Raw genomic sequence first — 11,618 nt, 5'->3', positions numbered from 1 at the left:
CCCTAGCCGCGGAACCCGAGCACGGTGGTGAAGCCCTCCGTGCCGTCGGTGAAGCCGGAACCGACCAGCGTGGTGGCGGGTTCCTTGCGCCCGAATCCGGCGGAGTACCAGCCCAGCACGGGATCGGTCTCGCCGCGATGCGCCTGCCAGGACAGCTGCCCGGGCAGGTCGAGCACCGCGGAACGGTCTTCGCCGTCCTTGGTCCAGGTGAGCAGCGCCCGGTTCCCCTCCAGATCGGCGGCGATCGCCGGGCCGAGGTGGAACGCCAGGCGTACGGCCCGGCGCGGGCCGCGTACCTCGTCGATCACCCGCAACTCCTGGCTCACGGCCGTCAGCTCCACCCGGCGGCGGTGCACGGAGCCCTCGTAGCCGTCGTGCTCGGCACACCAGCGGGCCAGCCCCTCTTCAGAGGCGCCGGATGTGTCCGCGGTCAGGACGCGGCTCCGGGCATGCCGGATCCACAGGAACGGGCCGCCGGAGACGGACTGGTCACCGCCGTCCAGCTGCAGGGTGTTGTGGCCGAGGGTCGACCGGAAGTACTGCCGCCACTCGGGTTGCCCGTGGTAACAGTACGTCCCCGGGTCGGCGAGCACGTCGACCCCGTCGTGCCGGACCTCCACGGACAGCGCGTCCGCGTGGGCATGCGCGGCGATGGACAGGAAGCCGTGCGGACCACCGTCGCAGCGGCACCAGATCTGCTCCGGCCCGCGCAGGATGGTCATGCCCGCGTCGGCGAAGTGCGCCGGCCGGTCTGCCGGGCGGCGCACAGACGGTTCGGCGGGTTTGATGAGCGCGGCCAGCAGAGGGGTGCGCACGTCGGTGCCGGTCACCGTCGGCCACCAGGGGAGCCGGCCGAACACGGCGTCACCGGTGGCCAGCAGCGAGCCCCAGCGGTCGGTGCCCGCGCCGTCCACGACCAGGCCGTGCCCGTCGTCCGCGTCCCCCTGACGCGGCGGCCGGAGCCGGTTGTCCACGATGGCCGCGAGCGCGTCGGTCATCCGCAGCAGCACCAGGCGGATCGACGCGGGGACCGGTACGTCGGCGGCGTCCGCCTCGGCCACCGCGGCCAGGCCGAGTTCGAGGACGAGTCCGTGGTACTCGGTGGCCAGCTCGCGGTTGAGACCGGAAAGGTAGGTGTTGCCGCGCAGGTGCCGGTCCAGCGACCGCAGCGCGTCGGCCCGCCAACGCCCCGACGAGGGGAACCAGTCGAACGCGCAGGCCGCGGCGAACTGCCCGGCGGCCTCGGCGATGACGTGGTTGTTCGCCGAAGATCCCCGGCTGGGGAAGGCGGCCAGCCAGCGCTGGTGGTGCCAGATCTGGTTCAGCGCCACCGGGTTGTCCTCGAACAGACGGGCCGCACCGGACCAGCCGTCCAGCAGCCGGCGGATCCACACCCAGGACAGCAGCCGGATGCCCAGCTCGATGCCGCTGATCCAGTGCACGCCGCGCAGCGGCGGGTTGGTCTTCCACCAGTACCGCAGGTGCTCGGCCACGCGCTCGGCGTACCGCTCGTCCTCGGTGATCGCGTAGGCGGCGGCGAGCTGGGTGAGGTACTGGTGCCGGGACGGCTCCCAGATCTGCTTGATGTCCCCGACCGCGTCCTCGTTCCGGTACGGCACGTCGAAGGCGTAGCCCGAGGGAGCCCGGCGCCCGGTCTTCGGGTCGCGCCACCAGTCCGGGTCGGTCAGGTCGTCGCGGACCACGCCGAAGTACTCGGCGTGCCCGTCCATGAGCCGGTCCGCCTCGGCGACGAGGCGTTTCGCGGCGTCGGGAGGTACGGCGGCGATCGTCCCGGCCGGCAGGACCGCGGTGAACCGGGCGCCGGTCACGCTCGGGCAGTCGGGCCGCGCCGACCGCCACCGCCGCCTGCGCACCGCGTCGCCCACCCGGCCCGCGACCTCCTGCGGCCCCATCCGGGACAGCCGCCGCAGGTACCAGCCCGCGCTCATGGTCATCGCGCCCTCGCCAGCGTCACCGGGGCGCCGCTCGCCAGACCGGCCTGAACGGCGAGGGTGGCCGCCGTGGTGGCGACCAGAGACTGAAGCGGCACCGGCATCGGCCCGCCGGTCCGCACGGCCTTGACGAACGCGGCCAGTTCGGCGTTCTGACCCTTGTCCCGGGCCTTGGGCAGGCGCGAACTGACCCACCGCTTGTGGCCGTACACCGAGGCACGCACGAAGTCGTCGAGGCGCAGCGCACGGCCGTCCGCGATCAGATCCAGCGTCTCCTTCGGGAAGCCGGACGGGCCGGAGGTGACGTAGCTGATGGTGGCGGTGGATCCGTCCGGGTAGCGCAGCACTACCTGAAGGTCCTCGTTGCCGGACGGGGCGGTCGCGTACACGGACACCGGGTCGGCGTCGAGCAGCCAGCTCGCCGTGTCGATGAAGTGCCCGCCCTCGCCCACGAACCGGGAGCCCTCGGAGCCCTGCTGGAGGTACCAGCTGCCGTGGTCGAGGCGCCCCGCGTTGACCAGGTAGCGGAGGTTGGCCGGGCCGGTCCGGGTGCCGAACCGCTGCCTGGCCTCCTGCAGCAGTGGCGCGAAACGGCGGTTGAAGCCCACCTGCAGCCGGTCGTTGCCGGACTCCTCCACCGCCGCGAGCACGCCGGCCAGTTCGTCCTCGGTGAGGGCGAGGGGCTTCTCCACGAACACGGTCTTGCCGGCGAGGAGCGCCTTGCGGGTCAGGTCGGCGTGCGAGCTGTGCCGGGTGACGACGAACACCGCGTCGATGGACTTGTCGCCGAGCACGGCGTCGAGATCGGTGGTCGCCTCGTCGAAGCCGAACTTCCGCTGCGCGTTGGCCGCGGACAGAGCCGTCGTCGTGACGACCGTCGACAACTTCACGCCCTCGCGCTGTGCCAGGTGCGGCAGCAGCATCGACGTCGCGTAGTTCCCCGCGCCGACGAACGCGAGCCGCACCGGCGACTTGGCGACCCGGGCCGGACTCCGCTGCACGTCCACGGCGGGCACGGCCACCGTCGGAGCTGCCGGTTCCTCCGCTCCCGCCGTGTGTTCGGGGTACCGGAACAGCACGGCCACGGCCTTCAGGTCGCCGTCCTTCAGGCGCTGGTACGTCTCGACGGCGTCGTCGAAGTCGGCGACGTGGGAGACCAGGGGTTCCACGTCGACGCTGCCGCGGGCGAGGAGATCGAGGAAGCACGCCAGGTTGCGGCGCTCGGTCCAGCGCACGTAGCCGATCGGGTAGTCCCGCCCCTCGAGCTCGTACTCCGGGTCGTAGCGCCCGGGGCCGTAACTGCGGGAGAACCGGACGTCGAGCTCCTTCTCGTAGTACGCGTTCCACGGCAGGTCCAAGCGGCACTTGCCGATGTCGACGACCCGGCCGCGGTCCCGGCAGAGCCGGGCGGCCAGTTCGACGGGCTGGTTGCTGCCGCCGCCGGCGGCCAGGTACACCTGGTCCACGCCCAGGCCGCCGGTGAGTTCGGCGACGGCGGTCTCCACGGCCGCGGACGCCGGATCGCCGCAGGCCGCGGCGCCCAGACGCTCGGCGAGCTCGCAGCGCGCCGGGTCGGGGTCGGCGCCGACGACGCGGACTCCCGAGGCGGCGAGGAGCTGCACCACCAGCTGCCCGATCAGGCCGAGGCCGATGACCAGCGCCACTTCGCCGAGCCGTGACTCGCCTTGGCGGACGCCCTGCAGTGCGATCGACCCGACGGTGCCGAAGGCCGCGTGCCGCGGCGCGAGGCCGTCGGGGACCGGGGAGTAGAGGTTCTTCGGCACCCAGTTCAGCTCGGCGTGCAACGCGTGCTCGTTGCCCGCGCAGGCCACCAGGTCGCCGACCTTCACGTCGTCGATCCCGGCGCCGACCTGCTCGACCACCCCGCACAGCGAGTAGCCCAGCGGCGTGTAGGAATCCAGCTTGCCCATCACCTTGCGGTAGGTGGCGGGCACCCCGTTGGTGGCGACGCTCTGCATGACCTTGGCCACCTGGTCCGGCCGGGAGCGGGCCTTGCCCAGCATCGACATGCCGGCCTCGGACACCTTCATGAGCTCGGTCCCGGTGGAGATCAGCGAGTAGGCACTGCGGACCAGCACACCGCCCGGCTTGCACCCCGGTACCGGCACGTCGAGCACCGCCAGCTCGCCGCTCTTGTAGTTCTGTACAACCTGCTTCACTCGAACTCCCCTGATTCCTAAGCCGTTTGCCGAGTGCTCTGGCCGGACCCAGAGGTCGCGTCGCGATACCAGTACTCGAGGGTCAGCACATGCCACAGATGCTTGGAGAAGTCCTGCTGCCCGGCGGCGTCCTCGGCGACCATCCGCGCCAGCGCGTCGCGGCGCAGGAACCCGGAGCGGACGAGCTCGCCGTCGTTGACCACCTCGCGCACCAGCGGCGCCAGATCCCGGCTCATCCAGGCGCGCAGCGGAGCGCTGAACAGGCCCTTGGGCCGGTACACGATCTCCCGGGGCAGGATCGAGGTGGCCGCCTCCTTGAGGACCGCCTTGCCCTGCCGTCCGACGATCTTGCGATCGCCGGGCACGGCGAACGCCGCCCTGACCACCTCGACATCCACGTACGGAACCCGCACCTCGGTCGACGCGGCCATGCTGGAGCGGTCCGTGTACGTGAGGTTCAGGCCCGGCAGGAACATCCGGGCGTCGGCCAGGCACATGCGGTTGACGAAGTCGTCGAGGTCGTTGTCCTCATAGACGTCCGCGTGTTCGGTCAGCACGTCGTCGACCGTCCCGGCCAGGTCCGGATCGATCAGGGCGAGCAGTTCGTCCTGGTCGTACATGGTGTAGCTGCGCCGGAACGCGGTCTCCTCCGGCAGATCGGCGAAGGAGAGGAACCGCTTGGCGAAGCGCACCGACCGGTACCCCCGGCGGGACGTGGCGACCGGCAGCCGGTCCACGGCCGCGGACACACCGCGCCGCAGGGGCAGCGGGACGCGCTGGTAGCGCAGGGCGAGCAGGTTGGCCAGGTGTTTGCGGTACCCGGCGAACAGCTCGTCGGCGCCCATCCCCGAGAGCATCACCTTGACTCCGGCCTCCCGGGCGGCCGTGCAGATCAGGAACGTGTTGATCGCGGCGGGGTCGCCGATCGGCTCGTCCAGGTGGTACGTCATCTGCGGCAGCAGGTCGAGCACGTTCGGGGCGATCTCGATCTCGTGCAGATCCACACCGAACCGCTCGGCCACCTGCCGGGCGTAGCGCAGGTCGTCCGGCATCGCCTCGAACTTGGCGTCCTCGGCGCGGAACCCGATCGTGTAGGCGGAGATCCCGGGCTGGTGGCGGGCCGCCAGCGCGGTCAGATAGCTGGAGTCGAGGCCGCCGGAGAGGAAGGTCGCGACGGGTACGTCGGAGAGCAGATGGCGCCGGGTCGACTCCTCGACTATGGCGGCCAGGTCCGGCTGCTCGCCGGCCCGGGCCCGCTCCCGGCCCTCGGCGGCGACGTCCTTCAGGTTCCAGAACCGGCCCCGCTCCATGCGGCCGTCGGGCCGGCACCTCAGCCAGCTCCCCGGCGGCAGCTTCTCCGCCTCACGGAACGCGCACCGTGAGTCCGGCACCCAGTAGTACAGCAGCGAGGCCACCAGCGCCGCGTGGTCGACCTCGAGCGATCCGCCGGTCGCGCCGGCGAGTGCCTTGAGCTCGGAGGCGAACGCCAGGCCCTCGCCGCGCCGGAGCAGGAACAGCGGCTTGATGCCGAGCTGGTCGCGGACGAGCACCAGCTCGCCGGTCCGCTCGTCGAAGATGCCGAACGCGAACATGCCGCGCAGCCGGGGGAGACAGTCCGTGCCCCAGCGCCGCCACGCCTCCAGGAGCACCTCGGTGTCGGAGGTACCGCGGAAGCGCACACCGGCGGCTTCGAGTTCGGCACGCAGCTCGGGCGCGTTGTACAGCTCGCCGTTGTACGTCAGGGCGAGACCGCCCGAGACCATCGGCTGGGCGCCGGTCTCGGACAGGTCGATGATGGACAGCCGGCGGTGCCCGAGCTGCACTTCGCCGTCACCGGCGGGATGGCCGTACCGGCCCGCCCCGTCCGGGCCGCGGTGCGCGAGGGTTTCGGTGAGCCGGTCGGTGACGGCCTTCCCGTCCGGCCATCGGTAAGTGCCTGCGATGCCACACATGTCCTACCGCACCTCCTGCTCGTTGTCCGGGACCCGTGCCGCCCACATCGGCTGGCGCTCCGTCCGATGCCGGCCTATCCCGTTCTGCCGGGCGGACCGGTCGTTCTGACCGCGCAGGGCGGTGTGCAGCCCGTCCCACAGCGTGCCGTCGGTCCGGTCGCGCGGATCGGGGTCGATCAGCACCACACCGATCACCGCGATGCGCTGGTCGGCGAGCTGCCGCGCCACGGTGTGCAGCCATGCGGCGCTGCCGTGCCCGGCACGCACGACGAGCACGCTCTGAGTGCCGAGGTACTGGAGGTCGGTCCACGCCGTGCCGGGCGCCACCGAGCCGACGCCGAGCGCGCGCTCCTGATGCGACACGGCCGCGGCACGCTCGCCGCTGACCACGGTCGGGTCTCCTGGCTTCGGGCGGCGGCCGGCGAGCTGCGAGCCGGGCAGCCCGTCGATGACGACCACCGGCCCCTCCGCCGCCAGTGATCTGGCGAGGTCCAGGGCGATCACGCTCGTGCTGCGCGCACAGCCCAGTTCCAGCAGCGACACCGGTTCCTCGGAGCCGCGCACGGTGCGCGCCAGGGAGCCGGTGAGGCGTTCGCGTGCCGCCCGGTTCCGTCGACGGTGCCACAGTCCGGGCGACCGGGCGGGGAGTTCCGCGATGACCGAGGCGCCGAGGTTCGCCGCGATCTCCCGGCGCAGCACGGGGCGGTCCGCCACCACCGCACTGACCGCGGCCACCGCGAGTCCGAGGACGAGTCCGAGGACGAGCCCGATCGCGGCGTCGGTGGCAGCGGTCTTGGGCAGGGAATGCCGCACCGCGTGCGGGGCGTCCACGATCTGTGTGCCGGCGATGAGCCGGGGCGTGCCGACGCGCGCCTCCGCGGCGCGCTCACCGAAATCGGTGCTCTTCGAGGTGAGGTCGGCGCGGCGGGCGAAGAGCGACTCCAGATTCGCCGACGTCTTCGCCCCGCCCTCCGTCGATCCCTCTCCGATCGCCTTGTTGACCTGGGCGAGTTCGTCCCGCAGTCGGTCGCGCTGGTCGAGCAGGGCCTTGGCCTCGGCGTTCGAGGCTTGCTGTATCCGCCGCACATGGTCCGCGACGAACGCGTCGGCCAGCGCCTTGGCGCGGGCCTCCGCCTCCGCGTCGCTGGCACCCGTCACAGTGATCTGCAGCAGGTTGTTGGTCAGACCGGCACCGCTGTAGTCCCGCATGAAGGTCTCCGGTTTTTCCGGGGACTTGAGGGCCTTGAGGGCGGCATCGGCGATCCGCGTGGTCTGCAGCAGCGCGACGTCGGTGCGGATCAGCGTTCCGGGGTCGTTCGGCTGGTCCTCCTCGTGCGCGACCAGCACCTTAGTCACCGCGCTCGGGGGTGGCGGCATCAGGATCGCCACCGCGGACCCGATCAGCAGGCCGACCAGCGCCATGGCGCACCACAGGCGCCGGCGCCTGCGCACCGCCACCACCAGTGCCTGCAGGTCGAGGAGCGGGGCGGCGGCCGTCGACTCCGAAGTCGTGCTCGTCGTCACGCTGAACCTCCCGTTCCGTGGCCGGGCACCGCGAGCGTCAGGGTGGCGTCGTCCGGAAGCTGGCCGGCGGACCGCGTGGGGCGGGCCAGGACCAGACCGGCGACGACGATGCCGACGACCTCGTGCCTGCCGTCCGCACACGCCTCGGCGATGCCGGCGAGCTCCTCCGCGGTCCAGCTGCCCGCGCTGAGGACGACCAGGGCGCCGGACTCGGTGTCGCGGTCCGGCACTGTCGGCCGGTCCACCGAGACCTCCACCACTCGCAGTTGCAGACCGTTCTTGGCCTCGGCGACGAGCTGCCCCGCGGCCCGGCGGGCGGTCTCGTCGCCGTCCGGTACGACGACCAGCAGCCGCTGGGCTCCCGGCAGTCGCTCCTTCAGGCGGGCGCACACCCGCCGGTAGCGGAGCCGACTGCCGGCCTGGTCGCCGGACTCCTGCGGAGCGGGTATGTCCCACCGTGTGTCGATGCCGAGGAGGCGGCGGATCCGGGCTCGTGGGCCCCCGCCTTCCGGCCGGTGCGCCGGCTGTTCAGCGGGTACGTCGACGGTGCCGAGGAGCGTCGATCCCAGCGCCGCGGCGATCTCCGGTTCGGTGCGCAGTCGGCGGTTCATCCGTGCCGCGACGAGATGGCCGACGAGCGCGAGCAGGAAGAACAGCAGCGCCCCGCCGACGATGAGCTGCAGCCTCGTGGGCGGCGCCTCACCGGCCGGCCTGGGGGCCGGACCCATGACGACCATGCCTGCCTTGTTGTTCGCCGGGTCGGCCTCGTCCAGCTTCTGCATGGCCTCCTCCAGCGAGGTGCGCAGCTGCTCGAGCTGGGTGCGGGCCTGCACGCTCTCCACGGTCTGTCCCGGATCGGCCGCCTTGGCCAGTTCGGTGATGCGGCGGTTGGTCTCCGCGACCTGCTTGCGCAGGGCCTCGGTCCCCGAGGCCGCCGCGGGGTCGGTGCTGCCGCCCGCGATCCCCGCGGCGAAGGCGACGAACTGCCGGGCCACCTGGTCGGAGAGATGCTGTGCGCGCGTCGGGGTGTCGGCCGTGCCCGAGATCTTGATGATGTTCCCGTCGGCGGCCTTGGCGGTCACTCGATCCTGCAGCGTGGTGCCGCTGACGCCGGACCAGTGCAGAGCGGTGGCCGTGCGGTCGAGCACCGCCGAACTGGTGGCGATGTCCACCTGGGTCAGCAGCTCGCGCTCCTCCCACTGCCCGGGCAGCAGTACCGGTGCCGACGCGGTGTATCGCGGCGGGAACACCACTACCGAGGTGCCGTAGCCGACGAGTGCGCCCACCACGGCGAGGACGGCGAGAAGGCGCCAACGCCGGCGGAGTATCCGCCCGATCGTGACTAGGCGGATCGTGTCTTCGTTCAACGACGCTGCCTCTTCCCTGTGCGGACCGGATCGCCCGCCGACTCCGGAGTTCGATCGCGGCTCGCGGCGGCGTAGGCGGCGAGAAGCGACGCTTGCGAGTTCCGCCACGACAGCGGACCGCTGACCCGCTCCTGGCCGATCTTTCCCATTCGGGCCCGCTTCTCCGGATCGTCCAGCAACACCGTGATGAGCTTGGCGAATTCGGCCTCGTCGTTGGCGGGCGCGTAGACGGCGGCGTCACCGGCGGAGACGCGCGCCTCCTTCAGGTCGAAGGAGACGATCGGCCGGCCCATCGCCATGTACTCCAGGACCTTGTTCATGGTCGACACGTCGTTGAGTGGATTGCGCGGGTCGGGGGAGAGGCACGCGTCCGCGGTGGACAGGTAGCGCACCAGGTCGGCGTCCGGTATGCGCCCGGTGAACTGCACCTGCTCCGTGAGCCCGAGGCGCCGCGACAGCTCGACCATCGCGTCGAAGGCGTCGCCGGCTCCGACGAACACCGCGTGCCAGTCGGTCCGCCCGAACTCGTCGCGCAGCTTCGCGAGGGCCCGCAAGGCGTAGTCGACGCCGTCCTGCGGGCCCATGACGCCTAGGTAGCACAGCAGATGGGGCTTGCCGCGCTTCAACTCCGGCTCGGGCGGCACCGGTTGGAACCGCTCGATCGCGGGTGCGCTGCGCACCACGAAGACGTCCTCGGGGTGTTGGCCGCCCCGGCGTATCGCGACGTCCCGGTAGCTCTCGTTCGTGGCGAGCACGATGTCCGCGGCCCGGTAGGTCAGCCGTTCCAGCGCGCACACGGCGCGGTAGAGCAGGTCCTCGCCGCGGCCGAACCGGGAGAGGTACAGCTCGGGTACCAGGTCGTGCTGGTCGAAGACGAACCGCGCGCCGCGCCGCTTCAGCCACAGCGCCGGCAGGAACAGCAGGTCGGGCGGGTTGCATGCGTGGACCACGTCGACCGGGCCGACCTTGTGGGCCAGCCGGGCCGTGTGCCACAGCGCCGATCCGTACTCCTTCAGGTAGCCGGCCGGTCCTCCGGTGGCCGCGCGCAGCGGGTAGCGGTGGATCCGCACCCCGTCGATCTCGGTCTCCGCCTCCGTGTCCCGCTTGCTGCCCATGGGACAGATGACGTCCACGGTCCAGCCCGCGTCGCGCAGCGTCGTGCACTCCTGCCACACCCGCCGGTCGAACGGCACCGACAGGTTCTCCACCAGGATCAGCGCGCGCCGGCCCGACCCGTCACCGCGTATCGCTTTACCAAGCAAGGCCCATGTACCCCGGTTCGGCCCGGCGCGCCTCGGCGTCGGGAAGGCGGATGAGATCGACGATCACCGGGCCGTCGCCATGCGGCAGCGCGGAAAGGACGGCCGGATCCCTGGTCCCGACCAGGCACACCTCGGCGTGCTCCAGCACCTCGTCGACGGAGTCCGCGAGCAGCTGCGTCAGGTGCGGCAGCCGGGTCTCGATGTACTCGCGGTTCGCGCCGATCAGCCGTGAGAGGCTCACGTTGGCGTCGTGGATCTTCAGGTCGTACCCCTTGCCGAAGAGCCTCTCCGCCAGCTCGACCAGCGGGCTCTCGCGGAGGTCGTCGGTGCCGGGTTTGAAGGACAGCCCGAACAGGCCCACCCGGCGCTTGCCGGTGCGCTCGACCATCTCCACCGCGCGTTGCAGATGGTCGGAGTTGGAGGGCAGCACGTGGGAGAGGATGGGCACCGAGACGTCGGCCCGCTGCGCCGCGTGGACCAGGCTGCGCAGGTCCTTGGGCAGGCAGGAGCCGCCGAAGGCGAAGCCGGGCCGCAGGTAGGCGGGGCTGATGTTCAGCTTGCGGTCGGCCAGGAACACGTCCATCACCTGGTGCGAGTCCACGCCGAGCGCCTGGCACACCGCGCCCAGCTCGTTCGCGAAGCCGATCTTGAGGCCGTGGAAGGCGTTGTCCGCGTACTTGATCGCCTCGGCCGTCGGGACCGGCACCCGGAACACCTCGCCGGGCAGGCCGTCGTACAGGGCCATCACCGCGTCGCCGCTCGCCGGGTCGAGCTCGCCGATGACGGTCTTGGGCGGGTCGAAGAAGTCCCGCACGCTCGTGCCCTCGCGCAGGAACTCCGGGTTGACCGCGACCCCGAAGTGCACCCCGGCCGTGCCGCCGACGTTCTTCTCCAGGATCGGTACCAGCAGGTTCAGGCAGGTGCCCGGGAGCATGGTGCTGCGGAACACGACGGTGTGCCGTCCCCCCTGCTTGGCCCCCTCGGCCAGTGCGGCGCCGATCTGCTCGGTGACCCGCTCCAAGTACGTGGTGCACAGGCTGCCGTTGGGCTCCGACGGTGTGCCCACGCAGACCAGCGACACCTCGCTGTTCATGATGGCCTCGCGGACGTCGCCGGTGGCGCGGAGCGCTCCGGTCCGCACGACGTCGGCGATGAGCTCGCCGATCCGCTCCTCGACCACCGGGGCCTTGCCGCCGTTGACCAGGTCGACCTTCACCTGGTTCACGTCGACCCCGATGACCTCGTGGCCCATGCTGGCCAGGCACGCGGCCGACACGCAGCCCACGTAGCCGAGCCCGAAAACGCTGACTCTCATGACGCGTTCCTCCCCCCAGGCAGGCCCTTGTGGCCCGCTGTCCGCACGACGGCCGGACGACGGCCG

At 71.7% G+C, this 11,618-nt stretch carries 7 protein-coding genes; all 7 read right to left on the bottom strand.

The window, feature by feature from the left end:
- Positions 1 to 2: 2 nt before the first annotated feature.
- Genes ACIRC0_RS02540 through ACIRC0_RS02510 form a run of 7 tightly spaced genes read right to left on the bottom strand, consistent with a single transcriptional unit; the run spans position 3 to position 11,552 of the window.
- The gene (locus ACIRC0_RS02540) at positions 3 to 1,955 is read right to left on the bottom strand and encodes an alginate lyase family protein (RefSeq protein WP_403610190.1); all 1,953 of its coding nucleotides are present in this window, start codon (positions 1,953 to 1,955) and stop codon (positions 3 to 5) included.
- Positions 1,952 to 4,132, bottom strand: a complete 2,181-nt coding sequence (locus ACIRC0_RS02535) for a bi-domain-containing oxidoreductase (protein WP_403610187.1) — start codon at positions 4,130 to 4,132, stop codon at positions 1,952 to 1,954. Before ACIRC0_RS02535 ends, ACIRC0_RS02540 begins: the two co-directional genes overlap by 4 nt.
- A gap of 17 nt (positions 4,133 to 4,149) precedes the next feature.
- A complete protein-coding gene (asnB, locus tag ACIRC0_RS02530; RefSeq protein WP_403610184.1) occupies positions 4,150 to 6,084 on the bottom strand; it encodes an asparagine synthase (glutamine-hydrolyzing) in 1,935 nt (644 codons plus the stop codon).
- Positions 6,085 to 6,087: 3 nt separating this feature from the next.
- Positions 6,088 to 7,608, bottom strand: coding sequence for a Wzz/FepE/Etk N-terminal domain-containing protein (locus ACIRC0_RS02525; protein WP_403610182.1), 1,521 nt, complete (start codon positions 7,606 to 7,608; stop codon positions 6,088 to 6,090).
- Positions 7,605 to 8,975, bottom strand: a complete 1,371-nt coding sequence (locus ACIRC0_RS02520) for a Wzz/FepE/Etk N-terminal domain-containing protein (protein WP_403610179.1) — start codon at positions 8,973 to 8,975, stop codon at positions 7,605 to 7,607. The genes ACIRC0_RS02525 and ACIRC0_RS02520 overlap by 4 nt, the downstream gene beginning before the upstream one ends.
- Positions 8,972 to 10,237: a glycosyltransferase family 4 protein gene (locus ACIRC0_RS02515; RefSeq protein WP_403610176.1), complete on the bottom strand. Its 1,266-nt coding sequence runs from the start codon at positions 10,235 to 10,237 to the stop codon at positions 8,972 to 8,974. Before ACIRC0_RS02515 ends, ACIRC0_RS02520 begins: the two co-directional genes overlap by 4 nt.
- Entirely contained in the window at positions 10,227 to 11,552 is a 1,326-nt protein-coding gene (locus ACIRC0_RS02510) for a nucleotide sugar dehydrogenase (protein ID WP_403610174.1), read from the bottom strand. The genes ACIRC0_RS02515 and ACIRC0_RS02510 overlap by 11 nt, the downstream gene beginning before the upstream one ends.
- Positions 11,553 to 11,618: the final 66 nt, after the last annotated feature.

Origin of the sequence: Streptomyces sp. NPDC093984, assembly GCF_044764595.1 — a bacterium.
GTDB classification, from domain to species: domain Bacteria; phylum Actinomycetota; class Actinomycetes; order Streptomycetales; family Streptomycetaceae; genus Streptomyces; species Streptomyces cynarae.
Note: the sequence above shows the minus strand (reverse complement) of the source record. Positions and strands in the feature narration are given on the sequence as shown.